The following is a 24,613-nucleotide window of genomic DNA, read 5'->3' on the forward strand; positions in this document are numbered from 1 at the left end:
CAAGACGCCGGGGCCGGGCCCGCCCCCACGCGAACCCGGCCCTGACCGCCCCCGGCTTGCTCTAGGAGCCCGAACGCACCACCTGCACGTCAGTCGCCCTCACATACGCGAGGCGATGCCCGAACTGCACCTTGTAGTACATGTCCTTGCCGCGCACCACCTTGTGCGGCGTCGTGTCGAACGTCGGCGCGTAGAAGTACTCGCCCGGCACCTTGCCGCCGGTCGCGTACTTCTGTCCCGCGAGGAGCTTGTACGGCAGGGGCGTGACCGCCTGCACCGGGACGCCCGCCGGGTACGCCTCCTTCTCCGGGTAGGCGCGCCCGTACACCGGGACCTCTGTGGCGTCGCCCTTCGGCGTCACCACGAGCCCCTTCGCGTCGACGGCCGTCGGCTGCTTCCTCGGGTTCTTGAACCACGCCTTCTGGCCCAGGTACCAGACGGCGGTCCAGTCGCCCTTGCGCTCGGCGACCGCATACTGCTGACCGGTGGAAAGGCGGGCTCCGGTGTCGTTGACGCCGATCGTCGAGTCGCCGCCGCCGGGCCGCAGGCCGATGTCCTTGATGAGCGGCGCGTCGTCACGCGGCTCGGTGTGGACGCGTACCGCGGCCGAGCCGTGCGGCACGCACTTCTCGCCCGGCTTGACGCAGCCCGTGTACTCCGGCCGGTTCTTGGCGTACTCGGGCGCCACCGTCACCAGGCCGCCGTTCGGACCGGCCGTGCGCTTGAACGGCTTGCCCAGCAGCGTGAAGTAGTGCTGCCAGTCCCAGTACGGACCCGGGTCGGTGTGCATGCCCGCGATCGTCGAGGGCAGCGTGCCCGGCACGTTGTCGTGGCCGATGATGTGCTGGCGGTCCAGCGGGATGCCGTACTTCTTGGCGAGGTACTTCACCAGGCGCGCCGACGAGCGGTACATCGCCTCCGTGTACCAGGTGTCGGGCGCCGTCAGGAAGCCCTCGTGCTCCAGGCCGATCGACTTGGAGTTCACGTACCAGTTGCCCGCGTGCCAGGCGACGTCCTTGGCCTTCACGTGCTGGGCGATGTGGCCGTCGGTGGAGCGCAGGGTGTACTGCCAGGAGACGTACGTGGGGTCCTGCACCATGTTGAGGACGCCTTCCCAGCGGCCCTCGGTGTCATGGACGACGATCGTGTCGATGCTCTGGCTCTTCGGCCGGTTCCCCAGGTCGTGGTTGCCGTAGTCGTCGTTGCCGTTCGGGTCCTTGAACTCCTCGTACGGCGCCGGGATCCACTCGCACGACACGGTCGAGGGGCACTCGGTCTCGCCCGTCGGGGCCTTGCGCAGCCCCATGCCCCGCACCTGCGCGGCATCCGGCTTCAGGCCGGAGACCGCCTTGAGCGCCACGCGCTGGCCGGAATCCGTGGTGCGCGACTGCCCGTCGTTAATGACGGCGAAGACGTCGTTGGCGTACGTCGCCGCGGTGGCCTGGTCGTCCGCGCCGGAGAAGCGCGCGATCGCGCCGTACCAGTCGGCCGGGTCGTCGCTCAGCGGCTTGCCGAGCTTCTTCTGCGCCGCGGCGAGCAGGGCGGCCCCGCCGCGTACGTTGGCCGCGGGGTCGGTGCGCAGCCGCTCGGCGGAAAGACCGCTGACCTCGGCGGCGCGGCGCAGGGTCTTGAGCCGTGCGGGCAGTGCGGAGTTCTTGGGGACCTCGGCCGTGAACTCCTCCGGCTTGAGGACTCCCCGTGACGCGTCGCCGCGCGGGTCCTCCTCGCCCTCGCTGTGGTGCGGGGCGCCGACGACCGCGGTGCGCGCGTCGGTGAGGTGCATGGGGCCGTACCCGCCGGTCACGCTCGGCGCGCCGCCGTGGGAGTCCCAGCGCGACTGCAGATACGACACTCCGAGCAGTACGCTCTGCGGGACGCGGTATTCGGCGGCCGCGGCGGCGAAGGCGCCCTGCAGCTCACCGCCCGCACCGGGAGCGCCCGGCGCCGAGGCGGACGGGGTGGACGAGGCGGACGGGGCGGCACCGAGCAGCGGAAGCAGCAGACCGGCGGAGACAAGGGCGCCCGCGGTCCTGACGGCGCGTCTGCGCGCGACAGGGGTGCGGGCGGTGGCGGATCCTCGCAATGCAGCCTCCTGGGACGGTGAAGCGTGATGGGGCGTGCGGGGCCGGGCGTGCGTCAGTGGTACCGGCTCTCCGACGATCCGTCAATCATGCCCAGGAGAGCGGATTTCCCATGTCAGCGCCGGTCCCGGCGGGTTTCGCCCCAGGAGGCCGCACGGCCTGCGGCGCGTCAGTGGATTGGACCAATGGGGTGTGGGGCCGCCGGGGGATTCCCTTCAGCGGGCTGACTCGGCTCAGCGGGCCGCGCCCGACAGGGCCCGGTCCACCTGCTGCGGGGACAGCGCGTGCTCCACGGCCAGGATGCCCGCGCCGACGGCCGCCGCGTTCTCGCCCGTACGGCTCGGCTCGATGCGCAGGACATGGGTGGCCAAGGGGTGCGACCGCCGGTACACCGCCTCCCGTACGCCCGCGAGGAGTTGGTCGTGCACGGCGGCCAGCGCGCCGCCGACCACCACCGTGTCCGGGTTGAAGAAGTTCACCAGGCCGGCGAGTACCTCGCCCACCGCTCGGCCCGCCTCGCGCACCATGCGCACGGCGTCGCGGTTGCCGGACTTCACGAGGCGTACGACATCACTGCCCGAGGTCGCCGGCAGGCCCAGCTCGGACAGCTTGCGGGCGATGGCCGCACCGCCCGCCACCGCCTCCAGGCACCCGGAGTTTCCGCACCGGCAGGGGGCCTCGATGTCACCCACCCGGATGTGCCCGATGTCGCCCGCGCTGCCCTGCGCGCCCCGGTGCAGTCGGCCGTCGGCGACGATGCCGCAGCCGATGCCCGTGCCCACCTTGATGTAGAGCAGATAGCGCGTGTCGGGAAAGGCGCGGCGCTGTTCGGCGAGCGCCATCACGTTCACGTCGTTGTCGACGAGGGCCCGGGGCCCGAACCGCTCGGCGAAGAACTCCGGGATGGGGAACTGGTGCCAGCCCGGCATGATCGGCGGATCCACCGGGCGGCCCGTCGAGAACTCCACGGGCCCCGGTACCCCGACCCCGATGGACTGGAGCGACGCGGAATCGCGCTCGGTCTCCTTGAGCAGGGTGTGCAGCGTCCGCTCGACGTGGCCGAGCACCTCCTGCGGGCCGTCCGCGATGGAGATCGGGTCCTCGCGCAGGGCGAGCATCTCGCCGCCGATGTCCAGGAGGGCGACGCGGCAGTGCGATGCGCCCAAGTCGACTCCTGCCACGGCGTGTTCACGTGTGCGCAGGCGCAGCCGCCGCGGTGGCCGGCCGCCCGTCGAGCCGCCGTCCGCCTCCTCGGTGAGGAAGCCGTGCGCGATCAGCGCGTCCACCCGCTGGGACACCGTCGACCGCGCGAGCCCCGTCATCCGGGCGATGTCGGCGCGGGTCTCCACCGCCCCCGTGCGGAGCAGGGCGAGGACTTCGCCGGGTGTCGACGGTACGGAAACGGGGTGATCCGGCGCTCCAGACATGGCAGCAACCTTAGGGACGAGTTTGGCTGCTCACAAGGCTGATGCTGTTCGACCACCGACCTAAGTGACCGTCAACTTGATTGTGCAGAAAGCTACTTGGGCCCTTGACAGGTCAAAGCTCCCTCATCACATTGCTCTGCAGACCGCTGCCGAAGGAGCCGAGGGTGCAGGCGATACAGGCGACGCAACAGATGTTGGCGATGCGCGGGGTGTCCAAGAGCTTTCTCGGAGTACGTGTGCTGCACGGGGTGTCGCTCGACCTCGCCACCGGCGAGGTGCACGCGCTGGTCGGCGAGAACGGCGCCGGCAAGTCCACCTTGATGAAGGTCCTCGCAGGTGAACACGTGCCCGACGAGGGCAGCATCGTGCTCGACGGAACGGAGCATTCCTTCACCCACCCGGCACAGGCCCAGGCCGCCGGGATCGGCATCATCCATCAGGAGTTCGCGCTGCTCGCGCACCGGACGGTCGCCGAGAACGTGTTCCTCGGCCGCGAGCCGACCCGCTACGGCCTGGTCGACCGCCGCACGATGGAGGCCCGTACGGCGGAGCTCCTCGCCGAGGTCGGCGTAGCGGGCATCACGCCCCGCACGTACATCCGGGACCTGTCCGTCGCCCGGCAGCAGACCGTCGAGATCGTCAAGGCGCTCGCCTCCGATGTCCGCGTCCTGGTCATGGACGAGCCCACCGCGCCGCTCGCCGACCACGAGGCGGGCCTCCTGCACGACCTCGTGCACCGCCTCGCGGCCCGCGGTCTCGGCATCCTGTACATCTCGCACCGGCTGCGCGAGGTCTTCGAGCTCTCGCAGCGGATCACGGTGCTGAAGGACGGCCGCCACGTCACCACGGTGCGGACCCAGGACACCGACACCGACCAGGTCGTACGCGCCATGGTCGGCCGGGAGCTGAGCGCCTACTACCCGCCGCGCGCCCGCCCCGACGACATCGGCGAGGTACGCCTCACCGTCACGGGCGGCGGCAACGCCCGGCTGAGCGGCATCGACCTGACGCTGCGCGCGGGCGAGGTCACCGGCATCGCGGGCCTGGAGGGCTCCGGCCGCACATCCCTGGCGCGGGCCCTGTTCGGCGCCGCCCCCTTCACCCACGGGACCATGACGGTGAACGGCGCAGCACTGCGGCCCACCAGGCCGCGCCAGGCCATCCGCGCCGGGATCGCCCTGGTGACCGAGGACCGCAAGGCCGAGGGGCTCGCCCTGCGTCAGTCCGTGCGCGACAACGCCCTGCTCGTCACGCGCGCCGTACCGGCCCGCGGTGGGCCGCCCGCCGCCCGCGAACTCACCGCGCTCCTCGAACGGGTACGGCTCCAGGCGCGCGGCGAGGACCAGGAGGCCCGCTACCTCTCCGGCGGCAACCAGCAGAAGGTCGTCATCGCCAAGTGGCTCGCCGCCCGCCCCCGCGTCCTGCTCTTCGACGAACCGACCCGGGGCGTCGACGTGGGCGCCAAGGCCGCCATCCACACCCTGGTCCGCGAACTGGCCCGCGAGGGCATGGCGGTCCTGATCGTCTCCTCCGAACTGCCCGAACTCATCGGCATGAGCGACCGCGTCCTCGTCATGGCCGAGGGCCGCGTCACCGGCGAACTGCCGGCGGGTGCGTCCGAGGAGGACGTGATGCACCTGGCCACGAGCGCCCCGCACGGCGACCCGAGCGTCCCGCACGGCGACCCGAGCGCCCCACCCGGAAAGGACTCCGTCGCGTGAGCGGTACCAGCCTCGCCCCACCGCCCGCCTCCCTGAAGACCCGTGCCCCCAGCCGCAGCAGGCTCACCGACCCCGCCGTCGGCGTCTGGCTCGCCGCCGGGGCCGTCACCGCGCTCGGCTGGATCGTGGTCGCCGCACGCGGCGGCGACTTCCTCACGCTCTCGAACGTCGTCGGCATCCTGCAGAACTGCGTCGCCCTGGGGCTTGTCGCCGTGGGGCAGACCGCCGTCATCCTCACCGGCTCCCTCGACCTCTCGGTGGCGTATCTGATCAGCCTCGGCACGCTCGTGGCCGCCACCACCATGGAGGACGGCAGCGTCCTCACCGCGGTGCTCGCCGTGCTCGCACTCTCGGCGGCCGTCGGACTCGCCAACGGCCTCATCGTCACCGGGCTCAAGGTCAACGCGTTCATCGCGACGCTCGGCACCGCGTTCATCCTGCGCGGCTGGATCGAGGACAACTACACGGGCCCGGCGGGCAAGGTCCCCGCCTCCTTCCAGCACCTCGGCTACGACCGCATGGGCCCGATCCCGGTCTCGCTCTTCCTGCTCGCCGCCGTCGCCGCCGCGATGTGGGTGATCACGCGCCGCACCCGCTTCGGACATCACCTGTACGCGACCGGCGGCGACGAACACGCGGCGCGGCTCTCCGGCGTCCGCACCCGCCGCACGATCATCGCCGCGCACGTCCTGTGCTCGCTCTGCGTCGGCGCCGCCGCCCTCTTCCTCGCCTCACGGCTCGGCGCGGGCGCCCCCTGGGCCGGCACCGAGGCCCGCTACGACCTGGAGTCGATCGCCGCCGTCGTCCTCGGCGGCACCATCCTGGCGGGCGGGCGCGGGGGAGTGGCGGGCACCCTCGGCGGGGTCCTCGTGCTCGCCGTGCTCGACTCCGTCTTCAACCAGCTCGGCGTCGATCCGTTCTTCAAGAACGTCGTACGCGGCGTCGTCATCATCGCCGCCGTCGCGATCTATGCCCGGCGCGGCAGCAGGAGGTCCGCATGAGCAGCGGCGCGGCAACTGTCGCCCCCTACAAGCGAGTCGTACGTTCCCTCGGCACCGGAGCACCCGTCTACGCGCTCCTCGTCGTCCTGCTCGTCGCGCTCGCCGCCACCGACCCCGGTTTCTACGAACCCGACCGCTTCCTCGCCTTCGTCAAGCGCGCCGCGCCCCTGGTGATCCTCGCCGCCGGGCAGTATCTGGTCATCGTCTGCGGCGAGTTCGACCTGTCGGTCGGCGCGATCGTCACCGCTGGTGTCGTAGCGGCGGCCGAGGTCTATGGCTCGTTCCCGGACGCGCCCTGGCCGCTCCTCACGGCGGGCCTGCTGCTCGCGGGCGCGGTCACCGGCCTCGTCAGCGGGCTGATCACCACCCGCCTGAGAGTGCCTTCATTCATCACCACGCTCGGCATGATGCTGATCCTGGAGGGCGCCGTCTTCTTCTGGACGGGCGGCTCCCCGCACGGTCAACTCTCGGAAGGGTTCCGGCAGATGGGGCGCGGCACCGCCCTGGGCTGGCTGCCCTGGGCGGTCCTCGCCTGCCTCGTCGCGGGCATCGTCGCCGTCCTGCTCATGCGCTCCGACTTCGGCCGTACGTTGATCGCGACCGGGGACAGCGAACGCGCCGCCGCCCTGGCGGGAGTCCGCGTGCACCGCGCCCGCGTCATCGCCTTCGTCCTGTCCGGCGTGGCGGCGGCGCTCGCCGCGGTCCTGGTCGGCGGCTTCTCCGGGGTCTCCGCGCAGGCGGGCCGCGGCTACGAGTTCGAGGCGATCACCGCCGTGGTCCTGGGCGGAGTCGTGCTCGGCGGCGGCCGGGGCAGCGTGGTCGCCGCGATGGCGGGCGCCTTCTCGCTGCAGGCCCTGTTCACGCTGCTCAATCTGCAGGGCGTGTCGGGCGCCCTGGAGTCCACCGTCCAGGGCGTCATCGTCATCGCCGCGGTCGGGCTCGGGGCCGCCGACTGGTCCCGGCTGCGCCGCCGTCGTATCCACTCCTCGGAAGGCAGTCCCTCGTGATGAACATCCGTGTGAACCGCAGGCGCGCACTCACCCCCGCTGCCGCCGCTCTGCTCGCGGGCGCGCTGCTCACCTCCTGTTCCAGCGACACACCGCCCGACTCGCCCGCCGCCGCCTCGCAGTCCGCCGGTTCCGATGAAGGCGGCGACAAGCCCTCCAAGTTCTTCGAACAGGCGGAGTACGAGCGCCAGTTGAAGCTCGGCAAGGAGACCCCCGAGGGTCCGGACGCCAAGCCCTGGGAGCAGATGCTCGAACCGAAGATGACCGACACCGCCCAGTACAAGAAGAAGGGCTCGGGCGGCACCCACCTCTGCTTCTCGAACGCAGGTGTCTTCAACCCCTGGCGCCAGGTCGGCCTGAAGAACATGAAGGCCGAGGTGAAACTGCACGAGGAGATCGCCGACTTCACCGTCCTTGACGCCCAGGGCAAGGACGACAAGCAGATCTCCGACATCCAGGAGCTCGCGGGCAACAAGGACTGCGACGCGCTCATCGTCTCGCCGAACACCACCGCCACCCTCACCCCGGCGGTGAAGGAGGCCTGCGGCAAGCTCCCCGTGATCGTCTTCGACCGGGGTGTGGAGACCGACTGCGCCGTCACGTTCGTCAACCCCATCGGCGGCTACGGCTACGGCGCGGTGGCCGCCGACTTCCTCGTCGACAAGGTCAAGCCCAAGGGCAAGATCCTCGCCCTGCGCATCTCGCCCGGCGTGGACGTCCTGGAGACCCGCTGGTCGGCCGCGAAGCGCGCCTTGGACAAGAGTGAACTGGACGTCGTGGACGCCAAGTTCACCGACGGCGACCCCGCCAAGACCAAGTCGATCGTCTCCGACGCGATCTCCCGGCACGGTTCCATCGACGGCGTCTGGATGGACTCCGGTGCCACGGCCGTCGCCGCCGTCGAGGCCTTCGAGGACGCGGGCGTCGACGTCCCGCCGATCACCGGGGAGGACCAGCAGGACTTCCTCCAGGCGTGGAAGGACAAGAAACTCACCGCGATCGCCCCGACCTATCCGACCTTCCAGTGGCGCACGCCGGTCATCGCGGCCCTGCGCATCCTGGACGGAAAGGAGGTCCCCAAGGAGTGGAAGCTGCCGCAGCCCACGGTCACGCAGGCCAACCTCGACGAGTACCTCCAGGAGGGCATGCCGCCGCTGCACTACGCGATGTGCGGCTGCCAGGAGCTGCCGGGCTACCCGGAGGCATGGGGAGGCAAGAAGTGACGTACACCGCCTGGCAGTTGGGCGCCAACCCGTGGATCTGGCACTCCCCGGTCACCGTCGAGGTGCTCGGCGAGACACTGCCCCGCCTCGCGGGCTGGGGCTTCGACTGCGTGGAGCTGCCCCTGGAGCGGTCCGACGACTGGGAGCCCTCCGCGGTGGCGAAGCTCCTCGACGCCACGGGACTGACCCCCGCGGCCGTCGTCGCCGTCATGCCCGACGAGCGCAACCTCGTCCGCGCCGACCAGGGCACCCTGCGCACCACCCAGGACTACCTCCGCCGCTGCGTCGACGCGGCACACGCGATCGGAGCCCCCGTGGTGGCGGGCCCGGTGTACGCGGCGGTCGGCCGCACCTGGCGGATGGACCGGGCGGCGCGGGCGTCGGCGTACGAGGAGTGGCGCGAGCACATCGCCCCGGTCGTCGAGTACGCGGCACGCGCCGGCGTCCGTATCGCCGTCGAGCCCCTCAACCGCTACGAGACGAGCCTGTTCAACACCCTCGCCCAGACCCTGGAAGGACTCGAAGGCCTGCCCGAGGAGTCGATCGGCGTCGCTCTGGACACCTACCACCAGAACATCGAGGAGCACTCCCTTCCCGAGGCGGTCCGTACGGCAGCCGGGCGCATTGGCCACGTCCAGGTGTGCGCCAACGACCGGGGCGCCCCCGGCGCCGACCACCTCGACTGGCCCGGCTTCCTGCGCGCACTGAGCGAGTCCGGCTACCGGGGGCCGCTCTGCATCGAGTCGTTCACGGCCCACAACGACGCCATCGCCGTCGCCGCCTCCGTCTGGCGGCCCCTCGCGCCCAGCCAGGACGCGCTCGCGACCGAGGGGCTCGGCTTCCTGCGCCGCACCGTGGCCGCACTCTGACGTCCGACCCTCTGACGTCCGACCCTTCTGACATCCGGCAATCCCGCACGTCCGTCCCGTCCTTCCCAGCAGATCCCAGCAGATCCCAGCAGAGAGGACCACCCCATGGACTGTCATGCGCGTGACAGAAGGCCGCGTGACACGAAAGGCTTACGAAGAACGGTGATCGCGCTCGTCGCGGCACTGCTCCTCGCGGTCGGTTTCCTGCCCGCCACCTCCAGCGCCGCCGACAAGGCGCCCGCCTTCCGCGCGCTGCTCTTCACCAAGGCCGTCGGCTACGTCCACGACTCCATCCCGGCCGGCGTCCAGATGGTCAAGGAGCAGGCGGCGGCGAACAACTTCGAGGTCGTCCAGACCGACGACGCGACGGTCTTCGACGACGCGAAGCTCAAGGACTTCGACGTCATCATCATGCTGCAGAACTCCGGCATGGTCTGGGACACCGACGCCCAGCGCGACGCCATGAAGGCGTACGTCAAGAGCGGCAAGGGAGTCGTCGCCCTGCACAACACCCTCGACATGGGCGTCGAGGACTCCTTCCCCTGGTGGGACGACCTCATCAACGCCGGCGCCCACATGCCCGCCCACTCGCCGGGCGTCCTGAAGGGCACCGCCAAGGTCGCCGACCGCGCGCACCCCTCCACCAAGGGCCTTCCCGAGCGCTGGGAGCGCCCGGAGGAGTGGTACAACTTCGACAAGAACCCCCGCGGCGACGTGCACGTCCTGGTCACCGCCGACGAGACCACGTACAACCCGGGCAGCGAGGCGATGGGCGCCGACCACCCCATCTCCTGGTGCCGCAACGCCGAGGGCGGCAAGGTCTGGGCCACCGCCATGGGCCACGACAAGGCGTCGTACAGCGAGCCCGCCTTCCGCGAGCACGTGCTCGGCGGCATCCAGTGGGCCGCGGGCAACAAGCCCGGCGACTGCGGCGGCACGGTCTGGTCCGGCTACGAGAAGACAGCCCTGGACGACAACACGGCCGACCCGATGGAACTGGACGTCGCCAAGGACGGCAAGGTCTTCTACGTCCAGCGCAGCGGCGAGGTGAAGATCTTCGACCCGAAGAGCCACTCCACGTCCACGGCGGGCAAGCTCGATGTCTACGCCGGCGGCGAGGACGGCCTCGTCGGCATGGAACTCGACCCCAAGTTCGCCACCAACCGCTGGATCTACCTCTATTACGCCCCCGCCAAGGCGACGGACGACATCAACCGCCTCTCCCGGTTCACGGTCAAGAAGGACAACACCCTCGACCTCGCCAGCGAGAAGAAGCTCCTGGACGTCCCCGCCTACCGCGACCGCACCTTCCCCGAGCCCGGCCACACCGGCGGCGCCGTCGAGTTCGGCCCGAACCGCACGCTCTACCTCGGCGTCGGCGACGACGTCCCGCCCAACCTCGACCCCAACTGGCAGGGCTACGCCCCGCTCGACTGGCGCCCCGGCAAGCAGATGCTGGACGCCGCCCGCACCGCGGGCAACACCAACGACCTGCGCGGCAAGATCTTGCGCATCAAGCCCACGGACAAGGGCGGCTACACCATCCCCAAGGGCAACCTCTTCGCCAAGGGCACCGCGAAGACCCGCCCCGAGATCTACGCCATGGGCTTCCGCAACCCCTTCCGCTTCACCGTCGACCCCAAGACGGGCTACGTGCACGCCTCCGACTACGGCCCCGACCGCGGCGCCCCCACCACCGACCGCGGACCTGAGGGCCTGGTCGAGTACAACGTCATCAAGAAGGCGGGCAACTTCGGCTGGCCCTTCTGCCACGGCAACAACCAGGCGTACGCCCCCTACAACCCCGACACCCAGGAAGTGGGCGCCAAGTTCGACTGCGCCAAGCCCGTCAACCCCTCGCCGAACAACACCGGCCTGAAGGACCTGCCGGCGCTTCAGCAGCCCGAGATCTGGTACGGCTACGGCGAGTCCAAGGAGTTCCCGGAGATGGGCGCGGGCGGCTCGGCCCCGATGAGCGGGCCCGTCTACCACTACGACGCCAAGAACCCGTCCAAGACGAAGTTCCCCGAGTACTTCGAGGGCGCGAGCTTCTTCTACGAGTGGGCCCGCGACTCGGTCAAGGAGATCCGCTTCGACAAGGACGGCAAGCTCCTGAAGATCAACGACTTCCTGAAGTCCGCGAAGTTCGCCAAGCCGATGGACATGACCTTCGGCCCCGACGGCTCCCTGTACGTCCTGGAGTGGGGCAGCGAGTTCGGCGGCGGCAACAACGACTCCGGGCTCTACCGCATCGACTACGCCCAGGGCCAGCGCACCCCGCTCGCCCAGGCCAAGGCCTCCGCCACCAACGGCCCGACCCCGCTGAAGGTCGACTTCTCCAGCGAGGGCAGCAAGGACCCCGACGGCGACCCGCTCACCTTCGCCTGGGACTTCAACGGCGACGGCACCTACGACTCCACCGAGGCCAACCCCTCCCACACCTACGACACCAAGGGAGACTTCAACGCCCAGCTGAAGGTCACCGACTCCACCGGCAAGTCCGGCTACGCCAACGTGCCCGTCACCGCGGGCAACACGGCGCCCAAGGTGAAGGTCGAGACCCCGGTCGACGGCAAGCTCATCGAATTCGGCGACAAGATCCCCTACAAGGTCACGGTCACCGACCCCGAGGACGGCACGATCGACTGCTCCAAGGTCACCGTCAACCCGGCCCTCGGCCACGACGACCACGAACACCCCACCACCGACATCCCCGGCTGCGAAGGCACCGTGGACACCGGTGACCTGGGCGGCCACCCCGAGGGCGCCGACCTCACCTACGTCCTCAACGCCAAGTACACCGACAAGGGCGGCGACGGCGTCAGCGCCCTCACCGGCTACGGCCGCTCCGTCATGCACCCCAAGCACAAGCAGGCGGAGTACCACGACGACCAGTCGGGGACCCGCATCGTCTCGCAGGCGGGCGCCGAGAACGGCAAACGCATCGGTGACATCAGTGACGGCGACTGGATCGCGTACAGCCCGATGAGCGTGGAAGGCGTCAGCAAGGTCAGCTACAAGCTGTCCTCGCCGTACGGCGTCGGCTCGATCGAACTGCGCGCGGACGCCCGCGACGGCAAGCTGCTCGCCACCACGCCTGTCCCCAACACCGGGGGCTGGGACACCTACCAGGCCACACCCGACGTGCCGGTCGAAGCCCTGACCGGCACCCACAAGCTGTACGTGGTCTTCAAGTCGCCGCAGAACAATTCCTTCGACGTGGACGCGGTGCAGTTCACCACGTCATAGTCACCCGGAAACAGCCGCCGGGAGTCGCCGCCGGAAGTAGCCGGGGGCATAGAAAAGTCCGCAGTGCGCCGCTGTCCAAGGCGCACTGCGGACCTTCTCCCCCCCCGGTCAGCGAGTGCCGACGGCCGCACGCACGGCCCGACGGGCCAGCTGGCAGTCATCGTGCAACCGCCTCAGCAGCAGCCGCTGCTCCTCACCGGATGTCGCGGCACCGGGGTGGGCCGGCCCCGGTGCCGCAGGCGATGCGTCGTGCATGGAACGCTGCACGGCCATCTCGTACGTACGGATCTCCCGGGTCAGCACCAGCATCAGGTTGACCAGGAACGCGTCACGCGCCGCCGGACCTTGCTCCTGTGCCAGCTGACTGATCTCGCGCCGCGCGACCGGTGCGTCACCGAGCACCGACCACAGCGTCGCCAGGTCATAGCCCGGCAGATACCAGCCCGCGTGCTCCCAGTCCACGAACACCGGGCCGGCCGGGGACAGCAGGATGTTCGACAGGAGCGCGTCACCGTGGCAGAACTGCCACGTGCCGTGCTGCCCCGCCGAGTGCGCGATGCCGTGCAGCAGCTTCTGCAGGTCGCCCATGTCCCGGTCGGTCAGCAGCCCCAGCTCATGGAAGCGGTTGATCCGCTTGCCGTAGTCCATGGGCCTGCCGAACAGCTCCTGCGGTGGACGCCACCGGTTGAGATGGCGGATGGAGTTGAGTGCGAGGCGCACGTCCGCGCGCGGCGGCGGCTCCACGGGATGACGGGACAGCGCGGCGACGCGGCCCTGCATCCGCTCGATCACCAGCGTGCAGTCCTCGGGGTCCGCGGCGATGAGCCGCGGGGCCCGGACCGGAGGACGGTGCCGGACGAACGAGCGGTATGCCGCTATCTCGTGCCGGATCCGCTCGGCCCACGCGGGCGAGTGGTCCAGTAAACATTTGGCGATCGCGGTGCTGCGCCCTGTGGTTCCCACGAGCAGTACGGTGCGTCCGCTGCGGCGGAGCACCTGTACCGGGTTGAACTCCGGACAGATGCGGTGCACCGAGGCGATCGCGGTGCGCAGTTGCGCCCCCTGGGGGCCTGACAAGTCGAGTCTCCCGCTGAGCGGTTGCGTGCCGGGCCCCGGGACGCGCCGCGTCCGGCCGGCGCCGAGCGACCCGGCCGCGGGGCGCGCGGGCTCCAGATACGGGCCGCTGCCGGGCTGTCGGCTGTGCAGTGGCCGGGGCGGGGCGGACACGGAGGACGATGCTGTGTACATGGGCGATACAGATCCCTTCGTGTGCCTGCGAATTGCGGCGCCTCCCGTCCCCGGCCCCTTTGGGAGCACCCTGGGGAATGTCCCGCGGTGGGCCGGGTCGGGGTGGCGCATTCCTACCTGACACCCGGCGTCCCCTGGCACACCATGTGGCGCACCCTGGCGAACCCTGGCGAATAGTCGCCCAGCAACTGACAGAGGGTTACTGTCAACTCAGCCGAGAACCTGGGGGCTTGACGTGAACGGACAACCCAACACCCGACTGTCGGACCTTTTCGGCCTGGCAGGCTGGTCCAAAGGGGAACTCGCGAGACTGGTGAACCGGCAGGCGGCGGCCATGGGCCATCCGCAGCTGGCCACCGACACCTCGCGGGTACGGCGTTGGATCGACATGGGAGAAATTCCGCGCGATCCCGTGCCCCGGGTGCTGGCAGCTCTGTTCACCGAGCGTCTCGGCCGTGTCGTGACCATTGAGGATCTTGGTCTGGTCCGGCACGGGCGCGTGGGGAAGCAGCGTGGCGACGGGAGTGTGGAGCACCCCGACGGCATGCCGTGGGCGCCCGAACGGACAGCCGCGGTCCTCACCGAATTCACGGGAATGGACCTCATGCTCAACCGACGCGGCTTGGTGGGCGCGGGTGCCGCGCTCGCCGCCGGCTCCGCACTGACCGGCGCCATGCGCGACTGGCTGCACACCGATCCGGCCCTTGCTGCCGACGCTCCCCGATCCGACCATCCCCTGCACGCCGACCCCGCTGGGTTCGACCGTTACGAGGCCGCCCCCATCGGGTCGCAGGAGATCGAGGAACTGGAGACCTCCGTCGAGGTGTTCCGGGCCTGGGACGCCTCCCGTGGCGGAGGGCTGCAGCGCAAGGCTGTGGTGGGACAGCTCAACGAAGTGGGCGGCATGCTCGCCTACCGACACCCCGACCATCTCCAGCGCCGCCTGTGGGGCGTCGCTGCCAATCTCGCCGTCCTCGCGGGCTGGATGTCGCACGACGTCGGCCTGGAGCCCACGGCACAGAAGTACTTCGTGATCGCCGCGCACGCGGCCCGCGAGGGCGGCGACCGGCCGCGCGCCGGTGAGGCCCTGTCCCGGGCCGCGCGCCAGATGGTGCATCTGGGGCGCCCCGACGACGCCCTGGACCTGATGAAACTCGCCCAGTCGGGTTCGGGCGAGGAGATGCTGCCGCGCACGCAGGCCATGCTCTACACCATTGAGGCCTGGGCACAGGCGTCGATGGGCAAGGGGCAGGCCATGCGCCGCACGCTCGGCATCGCGGAGGATCTGTTCGTCTCCGACAAGGGGGACGTGCCGCCGCCCAGCTGGATGCAGATGTTCGACGAGGCGGACATGCACGGCATGCAGGCCCTGGCCTTCCGCACCCTCGCCGATCACGACGCGTCCGCCGCCAACACCGCCCAGCGCCACGCCCGGGAGGCCATCGACCTGCGGGCCAAGGGCCGCGACCGCTCACAGATCTTCGACTACATCTCGCTGGCATCGGCGTGCTTCATCGCCGACGACCCCGAACAGGCCGATCGGTACGCACGGTTGGCGCTGGTGTCGATGGGGTCGAACTCCTCGATGCGCACGTGGGACCGGCTGCGCGAGATGTACCGCCTGACGGCTCAGTACTCGGGCTACCCGAAGATCGAGGACCTGCGCGAGGAGATCAAGCTGGCCCTGCCCAAGGCATCGGCCAAGACCGGAGGTGGCAGCCGGGTCCGCGCGTAGGACCCGGCACGGCTCGGGCACAGTACCTGGCACGGCTCGGGGGATCAGGAACCCACCCGGGCGACCAACAGGCAGGCGTCGTCCTCACGTGGGGCCACGCCGAACTCTTCGACGACCGTCCTCACACAGTCCTGCGCGCCTCGTGTGTCCGTGAAACGTGGCGCGAGCGCGAGCAGCCGGCTCGTGGCCGCGTCCCTGGCACGCCGCGGGACCAGTCCATCGGTGTGCAGCAACAGCAGGTCGCCGGGCGCGAGTTGCACTTCGGCCTGCTCGTACGTGGCTCCGGAGGTCGCCCCGAGGATCACTCCACCCGGTGGCGTCAGCGCGCGCCCCGTCCCGTCGCGGAACAGCAGCGGGGCGGGGTGTCCCGCCTGCGCCCAGCTGAGGGTGCGGGTGGCGGGGGTGTACTGGCAGCAGACGGCGCTGCCGAGGGCCGGTTGTGCGGTGCTGTCCAGTAACTGATTGAGCCAGCCCATCAGTTGGGCGGGCCGGACCCCGGCGACGGCCATGCCGCGCACCGCGCCGAGCAGCATCGCCATGCCCGAGGTGACGGTGACGCCGTGTCCCGTGAGGTCGCCGACGCTGAGCAGGAACTGGCCGTCGGGCAGCTCCATCGCGTCGTACCAGTCGCCGCCGATCAGGGCACTCGTGGAGGAGGGGAGGTAGTGCGCGGCGAGGTCCAGTGCCGCGGGTCCGCCGTGCGGGAACCGCAGGGAGCCGCGCCACGGCGGCAGCACGGCCTCCTGCAGTTCGACCGCGAGCCGGTGCTCTGTCTGCGCGATGTGCCGCTGGCGCTGCAACGAGTCACGGGTCTCGCGCACCACTCGCTGGCTGCGGCGCAGCTCGCTGACGTCCCGCAAGACCGCCCACATCGAGGCGGTGCTGCCGTCAGCGGCGAGCACGGGCTCGCCCATCATGTGCACCTGTCGGACGCCGCCGTCGGGGCGCACGACACGGAACTCGCCGTCGATCGGCTTCCCGTCGATCAGGCAGTCCGTGACCATGGCCGTCAGCAACGGCTGGTCGTCGGCGTGCACCAGGGAGGGCAGCTCGTCTAGGGAGAGCGGGGGAGCTTCCGGGTCCCGCCCGAGGATTTGGTACAGCTCGCCCGACCAACTCGCCTCGTCGTTCAGGAGGTTCCACTCCGCGCTGCCGACCCGGCTCAGGAGCGAGCCGTGCTGCGGTTCGAGCGGCGGGGGAACGGCCGGAGCGGTGTGCTCGACGGCCGACGTTTGCGCGGGTCCGTCCCGCAACTGCGCGAGGTGGTCGTCCAGGTCGTTGAGCTGATGGACCGCCAGGTCGCACAGGGCGCGTTGCCAGCGCCCCTGCGGGTCGCTCTGGTCGGGTACGGCGTCACGGCGTACGGCGTCGACCTGGCCGCGGAGCCGACGTGTCTGCGTGATCAGCGCTTCGACCGAGCCGCGCTCGGGCGGCTGGGCGGAAGGGCGGTCCGCGAAGACATGGGACGGCATGAGGTGCTCCGTTGTGGATGCGGTGCGACCAAGCGGGCGGGATGGACCGCTAATGACTTTCGCACAGCGGGGGGTGGCTCGTAAGGGATTTGGCAACACACGACGTGTGGTTGCATGTGGCATATGTCTGTGTCCTTCGGAACGATATGTTCCGGTGGCGCGATCCCGATCACCCGCGCAAGTAGCGGACAACGGCCAGTACACGGCGGTTGTGGTCATGTGACGCGGGCAGCCCGAGCTTGTCGAAGACGGCGGCCACGTGCTTCTCCACGGTTCCCGCCGAGACGACGAGACTCTGCGCGATCGACGCGTTGGACCGGCCCTCGGCCATCAGCGAGAGCACCTCGCGCTCCCGGTCGGTGAGCGGCGCGAGTTCCTCCGCGCGGCGTCCGGCCCCCGCGAGCTGCGTGACGACCTCGGGGTCCAGGGCCGTACCCCCGGCGGCCACCCGCTCCAGGGCGTCGGTGAACTCCGCGACGTTGGCGACACGGTCCTTCAGGAGGTATCCGACGCCCGCCGAACCCGCTGCGAGCAGCCGCGTGGCGTACTTCGTCTCCACGTACTGGGAGAAGAGCAGCACTCCCGTGCCGGGGTGGTCGCGGCGGATGTCGATGGCCGCGCGGAGCCCTTCGTCCGTGTGCGTCGGAGGCATCCGGATGTCGACCACCGTGACGTCCGGACGGTGCTCGGCGACCGCGGCCCGCAGCATGTCCGCGTCGCTCACGGAGGCACAGATCTCGTGCCCGCGCTCCTGGAGCATCTGACCCAGCAACTCCCGCAGTACCGCGGCATCCTCAGCGATCACGACGCGCATGGCGGCATGCTCTCACGCGCGCAGCGGCAGCTCGACGGTGACCGCCGTCGGCCCGCCTTCGGGACTTCTGACATCCATCCGCCCATCGACCGTACGTACGCGTTGCAAGAGCCCCGCGAGCCCGCTTCCCGCGCCGGCGTCCGCGCCGCCACGTCCGTCGTCCCCGACCTGCAGAAGAAGCCGCCCGTGCAGCTGGGCCACCGTGATGGACGCCCGCTCGGCCCCGCTGTGCTTGATGACGTTCGCCAGCAGCTCGGCCGCGCAGAAGTACGCGATGGTCTCGATGGCGGGGGTCGGCCGCTCCGGTATCTCCGTCACCAGGTCGACGGGGATGCTGCTGCGCGCGGTGAGCGTGGCGAGCGCGTCCGGCAGCCCGTCGTCGAGGACCGGGGGATGGATGCCGCGGGCCAGATCGCGCAGCTCGGTGAGGGCCTCGGTGGCGTGATGGTGAGCCCCGTCGACGAGTTGACGCAGGCGGGCGACGTCCTGTCCCTCGACAGTGCCCTCGCTCTCGCCGAGCCGCTGTCTGATCATGTCGAGGCTCATCGCCACCGCGACGAGGCGGACCTGGGCCCCGTCGTGGAGATCGCGCTCGACGCGGCGGAGCAGCGCCACCGAGTCGTCCACGGCGAGCGCCCGCGTCTCCTCCAAGTCCCGCACACGATCGGCAAGTTGCCCCGGTCCGAGCAACGCGCCGATCAGCCATCGATCGGCCTCGGTCACCAGACGGGTCACCCAGGGCGCGCACAGCAGGATGCCCAGCCCGACGGCGACCGCGAGGAACGTGCCGCCGAAGGTGTCGGCGTCCGGGCCGCCGAAGAAGAACGGTGTGAGCACCGGCATGCCGTCGGGGGAGCCGGGCTCGGGACGCTGCCCGAAGAGCGCCCACCGCAGCGGCGCCGTGAGGTCGATCAGCCCCACGAGCCACCACAGGACGGCGTACGCCCCCAGACATCCGACCGGCAGCTTCGCCAGGACATAGGCAGCCGACCGCCAGCCGACCCCGTCCGACAGCCGGGCGTCGAGTCGATGGACTAACCGCCCCTCCGTACGCAGCGGCGGCGGTGCGGCCGTCCGGTCCCCGAGGAGGAGGGCCGCGAGGCGACGATGCGCGCCGCCCAGCGCACGGGCGAGCTGCAGCCCCGTGATGAACAGAAGCGCCCCGAGCACCGCGAACAGCACCGACACGGTGAAGCCCGCGCCCAGGGCCAGCGCCACCGCGAGGAGCACGCCGCCCACGAGAGCCAACGGAAACCCGGCCAAGCAGTACGCCGCCTCGGCCCACGCCCGCCGGGTGAGCGGGGCGCGCCCCACGGCTCGTACGAGGGCGCGCGCCCCTCGCGCGCCCGTCGGTGTCCCGGGGCGCTCCGGCGTGCCGGAGGTGGTGGAGCCACCGGCCCGCGTCCGGACCATCGGCCCGTCCCGCGCGGTGAGACCTCGAGCCTCCGTCATCACAACTCCTGCTGCAGACCTGGTACGGCCGGACAACGTCACGTTAGGCCCCCGCCAGGGCCCGCCGGAACGCGGATTTCCTCCGTCTGGGCTGGGGGTTTTCCCCCAGGCGCCAAGGCGCCGACCAGCGCGGATAGACTCCTTCGCATGGTTCGAGCGTCCCGTGGTGAGGCGAGTCCCGGGATGTGGCGGCGGGAGGCGGGCACCGTGTTGCGCCGGGCCGAGGCGCTGCCGGCTCAGGCGGCGGCAGGGACCATCCTTGCCGGGTTCCGGGTGGTCCGCGCTCCCACGGAGTGGTCCCCGCACGCGCATCCCCTGCACGAACTCGTCTGGGTGCGCGGGGGGACGCTGACGTCCCGTGTGGGGGACCGTGTCTTCACGGTGGTCGAGGGGCATGGGCTGTGGATGCCCGCGGGAGTGGTGCACGCGGGCCGGGCAACGGCGGGAGCGGAGTTCTCCGACGCCTTCTTCGCGCTCGATCGCACGCCCTTCGCGTTCACGGAACCGAAGGCGATCGCGATGACGCCCTTGCTGGAGTCGCTGCTCAACCATCTCTCCCGTACGGATCTCGACGCGGAGGCCAGGGCGCGTGCGGAGTCGGTCGTCTTCGACGTGATCCAGCCCGCGGAGCGGCAGTTCTCCGTGCGGTTGCCGGGCGATCCCCGTATCGACGCGATAGCCGAAGCCCTGCTGGACGATCCCGGCGACGGCCGCTCGCTGGAGGAGTGGGCGCGACACCTCGGGACCAGTGACCGCACGATCACCCGCGCCTTCCGTCAGACGACGGGTCTGTCCTTCGCGCAGTGGCGCCAGATGCTGCGCGTGCACCGGGCGCTGATGCTCCTCGCCGATGGCTTCGACGTGACCACGGTCTCCGATGTGCTCGGCTACGCGCAGCCCAGCTCCTTCATCGCCGCCTTCCGGCGGGTCATGGGCACGACGCCGGGCGCGTTCTTCGACGCGGCGGACGGCGCACCCGGTGGCGCACCCGGCGATGTCCGGAATTCCGTATCGCGTGACCAGAACTCCTGATTGTCGACACGGCAAGCGGAATATAACCTTCTCGGAGTTAGGTAACCCTTAGTTGTTGCTCGCCGTGCACGGCGCTGTCCGTGCGTGGGTGAGTGCGCGGCCTGGCCGGTGAAACCGGACGGAGGGGTGCCGCAGCCCTCGCCCCTCCGATCGTCCGGACCCCTTCATGTTCACGAGCCCCTTCCGGCCTGCCGCAAAACCGGTGACCGGCCCCGCCGCTCCGGTGGCCGCCCTCCACGGGCACGACCTGGTGCTCCGCTACAGCGGAAAGCCGGTTGTCCACGGTGTCTCGGTCACCCTGGAACCCGGCCGCGCGACCGCCCTGGTGGGGCCGAACGGCAGCGGCAAGTCCACGTTGCTGCGTGCGCTGTCCCGGCTGCATCGGGTGGACGGCGGCCGGGTGACACTCGGCACGCCCGAGCGTGACGCACGGCCAGGGCGCGACGTACACCCCGAGCGCGACGCCGCCCTGCTCAGCCCCCGTCAGTTCGCGCGCGAGGTCACGCTGTTCTCCCAGTCGCGGCCCGCTCCCCAAGGGCTGACGGTCGCGGAGGTCGTCGCGTTCGGACGCCATCCCTACCGGCGTGGCTTCGCCGGACCGACCGCCGAGGACCGGACCGCCGTCGACCACGCCATGGGGGTCACCGGAGTACGGGACATGGCCGGCCGCCAGGTCGGCGAACTCTCCGGCGGCGAGATGCAACGCGTCTGGCTCGCGTCCTGCCTGGCCCAGGAGACCGGCGTCGTGCTCCTCGACGAGCCGACCAACCATCTGGACCTGCGCTACCAGTTCGAGACGCTCGACCTGGTACGGGATCTCGTCGAGGAACACGGCATCGCGGTCGGGATCGTGCTGCACGACCTCGACCAGGCCTCCCGCGTCGCGGACACGCTCGTCCTCATGAGCTCGGGCCGTGTGTACGCGGCCGGCACCCCCGCCGACGTCCTGACCGCCGAGAACATCGGCGAGGTCTACGACATCCGTGTCGAGGTGAGCACCGACCCTCGCACAGGCCGCCTCCGCATCGACCCACTCGGCCGCCACCTGTCCTGAACAGGCCGACGCCACGTCGCTCCCGCGTCACTTGAGAAACCTGAGAAAGAGGATCCTTCATGAACCGTGCCCGTCGCCTCGCGGCATCAGCCTCCACCGGGCTCGCCCTGCTCGCCGCAACGGCCTGCGGTACGACCGACGTCGACAAGGCCACGGCCGGCGCCGGCGCCGACGCGGCCCCCGCGTCGAAGAGCTGCGCCAAGGACACCACGAACACCTCGACGAAGCCGGTCTCCTTCAAGGACGGCGTCGGCCGCCAGGTGAAGCTCGACAAGCCCGCCAAGCGCATCGCGGTCCTCGAATGGCAGCAGGTCGAGGACGCGCTAACCCTGTGCGTCACCCCCACCGCCGTCTCCGACGCGAAGGGATACCGCACCTGGGTCAGCGCGGAGAAGCTGCCCAAGGGCGTGACGGACATCGGCACCCGTGAGGAGCCCGACCTCGACACCCTCTACGCGGCCAAGCCCGACCTCGTCGTCGTGGAGGCGTTCGACGCCAAGGACGAGATGATCAAGAAGCTGGAGAAGCGGGGCGTCCCCGTGATGGCCACGCGAGGAGCGGACCCGAAGGACCCGATCGGGAACATGCGCAAGGTCTTCAGCATGATCGGTGAGGCTACGGGGCGCACCGAGCGGGCCGACCAGGTGCTCAAGGAGTTCGACCAGCACCTCGCGACGGCGAAGAAGAAGGTCGCCGACGCCGACCTGCCGACGAAGAACTTCCTGTTCTTCGACGGATGGCTCGAGGGAGGCAACCTCACCGTGCGCCCCTACAGCGACGGCGCCCTGTTCACCGAGATAGGCAAGGAACTCGGCCTGAAGCCCGCGTGGACCAACGACGTCAACAAGAAGCACGGTGACGGCGGCGTCGACCCCGCCTACGGCCTCGCGCAGACCGATGTCGAGGGCCTGACCGCGGTGGGCGACGCCAACCTCTTCTACGCCAACGACGAAGGCGCCGGCGGATACGTCGCGGCGCTGCGCAAGAACCCGATCTGGAAGACCCTCCCGGCCGTCAAGGAAGACCGCGCCCACGCGTTCCCGGCCCGGGTGTGGGGCGCCGGTGGCCCGCGCTCCAACGAGCAGGCGATCGACGCCTACGTCGACGTACTCGACAAGAAGTGAGCACAGTACGTACTGCCGCACCTGAAGCGGGACCGCTGCCGCGCGCCGAGCGCGGCGGCGGCCCCGCCGGGGCGGCCGTCCTGGCACTCCTCCTCGTCGCGACCGTCCTGGTGGGCATGTGGCACCTGACCCAGGGGACATCGGGAGTCGGCGTCGGCGACCTGCTGCGTCATCTCGCCGGGGAACCCGAGAACACCAAGGGCGCGCCGGTCGGTGAGATCCTCACCGGCTCACGACTGCCGCGCCTGCTCGCGGGTGTGGCGGTGGGCTTCGCCCTCGGCTGCGCCGGCACGCTGCTCCAGTCCGTCACGCACAACACGCTCGCCTCGCCCGACACCCTCGCCGTCACGGCCGGTGCCCACTTCTCCCTCACGCTCGTCGCCGCCTTCGGCCTCGCCGTGCCGCTGTGGGCGTCGGGCGCCGTCGCCTTCACCGGCGGACTGGTCGCGGCGGCACTCGTGCTGCTCCTCGCGGGCCGGGCCGCCGGCACCGCGGGCACCCGCCTCATCCTCGCAGGATCGGCGGCGGCGATGGCCCTGGACGCCGCGACCGGAATGCTCCTCATCCTGTTCGAGCAGAACACGACGGGCCTCTTCGCCTGGGGGAGCGGCTCACTCGCGCAGTTGAACATCGACGCGTCGATACGGGCCATCCCGCTCATCGGCGTGGTGCTGTGCGTCGCCCTGGCGCTGTCCAGGCGGCTGGACGTGATGAACCTCGGGGACGACACCGCATCCACCCTCGGCGTCCCGATCCGCAGCACCCGCGTGCTCGCCGTGGTCTGCGCGGTACTCCTGACCAGCACCTCCGTGACCCTCGCGGGCCCCATGGCCTTCGTCGGTCTCGGCGCCCCCGTCCTGGCCCGCCTGATCGCGGGGCGGGTCCGCGCGCTGCGCCGGCACCTGCTCCTGATCCCGGCGGCCGGGCTGCTCGGCGCGCTGCTCATCCTGCTCGCCGACGCGGTCCTGCGTGCGGTGCAGGGGGCGGACGGGGCCGCGTCCATCCCCACCGGTGTGCCGACCGCGCTGCTCGGCTCCGTGGTGATCGTGGCCCTCGCGCTGCGGCTGCGTGACACCGGCCAACTCCGGCAACCCCCGCGCACGCGCGTCGCCGTACGCTCCCGCCGCGCGTACCTCCTCGTCGTGTCCGGCGCGGTGGCACTGCTGGCCGTGGCGGCCCTCGTGGCCACCCTGGCGGGGAGCCTCTGGCTGCGGACGGGAGACATCGGCCTCTGGGTCCAGGGCATCGCACCGGACCTGATCGGCCAGGCGCTCGACGACCGGGTCCCTCGGGTGACCGCCGCGATCCTCGCCGGCGCCGCGCTCGGTCTGGCCGGCTGCGTCGTGCAGAGCACGGTACGCAACCCCCTCGCGGAGCCGGGGGTGCTCGGCATCACGGCGGGCGCCGGCCTCGGCGCGGCGAGCGTCGTCACGTCGGGCCTGCCCGGGGGACGGCCGGTGCTCATCGCGGTCGCCGTCGCGGCCGGGCTCGCCACGTTCGCGGTGATCGCCCTGCTGTCCTGGCGCGGCGGTTTCCTGCCCGACCGGTTCGTGCTGATCGGCATCGGCATGGGGTACGGGATCAGCTCCGTCACCACCTTCCTCCTGCTGCGCGCCGACCCGTACAACACGCCGCGGATCTTCACCTGGCTCTCCGGCACGACGTACGGGCGGACGTTCCCCGATGTCGTCCCGGTCGCGGTGGCGCTGGCTCTCGCCCTGCCCGTACTGCTGGCCATGCGCGGCCGGCTCGACCTGCTCGCCGTCGACGAGGACACCCCGCGCATCGTGGGCGTCAGGGTGGAACGCACCCGCTTCACCGCCCTGGCCGTGGCCGCGGTGCTCGCGGCGCTCAGCGTGATCGCCGTCGGCGTCGTCGGCTTCGTGGGGCTCGTCGCCCCGCATCTCGCCCGTTCCCTCGTGGGTGCTCGGCACGGTCGCGCGATCCCGGTCGCGATGCTGCTCGGCGGGGTCCTTGTGTGCGTGGCGGACGCCCTCGGCCGCACGCTCGTCGCCCCCGCCCAGGTGCCGGCGGGCCTCATGATCGCCCTGGTCGGCGCACCGTACTTCGTGTGGATGCTCCGGAAGTCCCGTTGAACGACCGT

17 protein-coding genes are annotated in these 24,613 nt (G+C 70.8%); 11 read left to right on the forward strand and 6 right to left on the reverse strand.

What is annotated here, in order from left to right:
• Positions 1 to 61: 61 nt before the first annotated feature.
• Together ACWFRU_RS24965 and ACWFRU_RS24970 are read right to left on the reverse strand one after the other, a co-directional pair.
• Positions 62 to 2,083: an N-acetylmuramoyl-L-alanine amidase gene (locus ACWFRU_RS24965; protein ID WP_453690386.1), complete on the reverse strand. Its 2,022-nt coding sequence runs from the start codon at positions 2,081 to 2,083 to the stop codon at positions 62 to 64.
• Positions 2,084 to 2,314: 231 nt separating this feature from the next.
• Entirely contained in the window at positions 2,315 to 3,508 is a 1,194-nt protein-coding gene (locus ACWFRU_RS24970) for an ROK family protein (protein ID WP_453690387.1), read from the reverse strand.
• Between the two features lie 191 nt (positions 3,509 to 3,699).
• Here ACWFRU_RS24970 and ACWFRU_RS24975 point away from each other — a divergent pair, with 191 nt between their 5' ends.
• From ACWFRU_RS24975 to ACWFRU_RS25000, 6 genes are all read left to right on the forward strand, one after another.
• Positions 3,700 to 5,229, forward strand: coding sequence for a sugar ABC transporter ATP-binding protein (locus tag ACWFRU_RS24975; protein WP_453690475.1), 1,530 nt, complete (start codon positions 3,700 to 3,702; stop codon positions 5,227 to 5,229).
• Entirely contained in the window at positions 5,226 to 6,230 is a 1,005-nt protein-coding gene (locus ACWFRU_RS24980; protein ID WP_453690388.1) for an ABC transporter permease, read from the forward strand. The genes ACWFRU_RS24975 and ACWFRU_RS24980 overlap by 4 nt, the downstream gene beginning before the upstream one ends.
• Entirely contained in the window at positions 6,227 to 7,237 is a 1,011-nt protein-coding gene (locus ACWFRU_RS24985) for an ABC transporter permease (RefSeq protein ID WP_453690389.1), read from the forward strand. Before ACWFRU_RS24980 ends, ACWFRU_RS24985 begins: the two co-directional genes overlap by 4 nt.
• Positions 7,237 to 8,460 carry a substrate-binding domain-containing protein gene (locus ACWFRU_RS24990; protein ID WP_453690390.1) on the forward strand — a complete coding sequence of 408 codons (1,224 nt, stop codon included), beginning with the start codon at positions 7,237 to 7,239 and terminating at the stop codon, positions 8,458 to 8,460. Before ACWFRU_RS24985 ends, ACWFRU_RS24990 begins: the two co-directional genes overlap by 1 nt.
• Positions 8,457 to 9,329, forward strand: a complete 873-nt coding sequence (locus ACWFRU_RS24995; RefSeq protein ID WP_453690391.1) for a sugar phosphate isomerase/epimerase family protein — start codon at positions 8,457 to 8,459, stop codon at positions 9,327 to 9,329. The genes ACWFRU_RS24990 and ACWFRU_RS24995 overlap by 4 nt, the downstream gene beginning before the upstream one ends.
• A gap of 105 nt (positions 9,330 to 9,434) precedes the next feature.
• A complete protein-coding gene (locus tag ACWFRU_RS25000; RefSeq protein WP_453690392.1) occupies positions 9,435 to 12,578 on the forward strand; it encodes a ThuA domain-containing protein in 3,144 nt (1,047 codons plus the stop codon).
• Positions 12,579 to 12,686: 108 nt separating this feature from the next.
• Here ACWFRU_RS25000 and ACWFRU_RS25005 read toward each other — a convergent pair whose 3' ends face one another.
• Positions 12,687 to 13,826 (reverse strand): aminoglycoside phosphotransferase family protein, encoded by a 1,140-nt coding sequence (locus ACWFRU_RS25005; RefSeq protein ID WP_451210229.1) that lies wholly within the window; start codon positions 13,824 to 13,826, stop codon positions 12,687 to 12,689.
• Positions 13,827 to 14,061: 235 nt separating this feature from the next.
• On the opposite strand from ACWFRU_RS25005, the gene ACWFRU_RS25010 reads away from it, so the two are divergent.
• Positions 14,062 to 15,561: a DNA-binding protein NsdB gene (locus tag ACWFRU_RS25010; RefSeq protein ID WP_453690393.1), complete on the forward strand. Its 1,500-nt coding sequence runs from the start codon at positions 14,062 to 14,064 to the stop codon at positions 15,559 to 15,561.
• A gap of 44 nt (positions 15,562 to 15,605) precedes the next feature.
• Here the strand turns inward: ACWFRU_RS25010 and ACWFRU_RS25015 are convergent, their stop codons facing one another.
• The 3 genes from ACWFRU_RS25015 to ACWFRU_RS25025 form a co-directional block, all read right to left on the reverse strand.
• Complete coding sequence (locus ACWFRU_RS25015; protein ID WP_453690394.1) at positions 15,606 to 17,033, reverse strand: PP2C family protein-serine/threonine phosphatase; 1,428 nt, start codon at positions 17,031 to 17,033, stop codon at positions 15,606 to 15,608.
• Positions 17,034 to 17,202: 169 nt separating this feature from the next.
• Entirely contained in the window at positions 17,203 to 17,847 is a 645-nt protein-coding gene (locus ACWFRU_RS25020; RefSeq protein ID WP_453690395.1) for a response regulator, read from the reverse strand.
• A gap of 12 nt (positions 17,848 to 17,859) precedes the next feature.
• Positions 17,860 to 19,299, reverse strand: a complete 1,440-nt coding sequence (locus ACWFRU_RS25025) for a sensor histidine kinase (protein WP_453690396.1) — start codon at positions 19,297 to 19,299, stop codon at positions 17,860 to 17,862.
• 147 nt (positions 19,300 to 19,446) lie between these two features.
• Between ACWFRU_RS25025 and ACWFRU_RS25030 the strand changes: the two genes are divergently transcribed.
• The 4 genes from ACWFRU_RS25030 (at position 19,447) to ACWFRU_RS25045 (ending at position 24,605) form a co-directional block, all read left to right on the forward strand.
• Positions 19,447 to 20,331: a helix-turn-helix domain-containing protein gene (locus ACWFRU_RS25030; RefSeq protein ID WP_453690397.1), complete on the forward strand. Its 885-nt coding sequence runs from the start codon at positions 19,447 to 19,449 to the stop codon at positions 20,329 to 20,331.
• 166 nt (positions 20,332 to 20,497) lie between these two features.
• Positions 20,498 to 21,385 (forward strand): ABC transporter ATP-binding protein, encoded by an 888-nt coding sequence (locus ACWFRU_RS25035; protein ID WP_453690398.1) that lies wholly within the window; start codon positions 20,498 to 20,500, stop codon positions 21,383 to 21,385.
• A 59-nt stretch (positions 21,386 to 21,444) separates the two neighbouring features.
• Positions 21,445 to 22,509 (forward strand): iron-siderophore ABC transporter substrate-binding protein, encoded by a 1,065-nt coding sequence (locus ACWFRU_RS25040; RefSeq protein ID WP_453690399.1) that lies wholly within the window; start codon positions 21,445 to 21,447, stop codon positions 22,507 to 22,509.
• Complete coding sequence (locus tag ACWFRU_RS25045) at positions 22,506 to 24,605, forward strand: iron ABC transporter permease (protein WP_453690400.1); 2,100 nt, start codon at positions 22,506 to 22,508, stop codon at positions 24,603 to 24,605. The genes ACWFRU_RS25040 and ACWFRU_RS25045 overlap by 4 nt, the downstream gene beginning before the upstream one ends.
• Positions 24,606 to 24,613: the final 8 nt, after the last annotated feature.

Source organism: Streptomyces sp. NPDC055099 (genome assembly GCF_053607685.1).

Bases quoted from the DNA above. Each gene is read 5' to 3' on its own strand.
- ACWFRU_RS25000 (WP_453690392.1), top strand. From the start codon at position 9,435: ATGGACTGTCATGCGCGTGACAGAAGGCCGCGTGACACGAAAGGCTTA.
- ACWFRU_RS25035 (WP_453690398.1), top strand. From the start codon at position 20,498: ATGTTCACGAGCCCCTTCCGGCCTGCCGCAAAACCGGTGACCGGCCCC.
- ACWFRU_RS25040 (WP_453690399.1), top strand. From the start codon at position 21,445: ATGAACCGTGCCCGTCGCCTCGCGGCATCAGCCTCCACCGGGCTCGCC.
- ACWFRU_RS25020 (WP_453690395.1), bottom strand. From the start codon at position 17,847: ATGCGCGTCGTGATCGCTGAGGATGCCGCGGTACTGCGGGAGTTGCTG.
- ACWFRU_RS24985 (WP_453690389.1), top strand. From the start codon at position 6,227: ATGAGCAGCGGCGCGGCAACTGTCGCCCCCTACAAGCGAGTCGTACGT.
- ACWFRU_RS24975 (WP_453690475.1), top strand. From the start codon at position 3,700: ATGTTGGCGATGCGCGGGGTGTCCAAGAGCTTTCTCGGAGTACGTGTG.
- ACWFRU_RS25005 (WP_451210229.1), bottom strand. From the start codon at position 13,826: ATGTACACAGCATCGTCCTCCGTGTCCGCCCCGCCCCGGCCACTGCAC.
- ACWFRU_RS25015 (WP_453690394.1), bottom strand. From the start codon at position 17,033: ATGCCGTCCCATGTCTTCGCGGACCGCCCTTCCGCCCAGCCGCCCGAG.
- ACWFRU_RS24970 (WP_453690387.1), bottom strand. From the start codon at position 3,508: ATGTCTGGAGCGCCGGATCACCCCGTTTCCGTACCGTCGACACCCGGC.
- ACWFRU_RS24990 (WP_453690390.1), top strand. From the start codon at position 7,237: ATGAACATCCGTGTGAACCGCAGGCGCGCACTCACCCCCGCTGCCGCC.
- ACWFRU_RS25025 (WP_453690396.1), bottom strand. From the start codon at position 19,299: ATGACGGAGGCTCGAGGTCTCACCGCGCGGGACGGGCCGATGGTCCGG.
- ACWFRU_RS25030 (WP_453690397.1), top strand. From the start codon at position 19,447: ATGGTTCGAGCGTCCCGTGGTGAGGCGAGTCCCGGGATGTGGCGGCGG.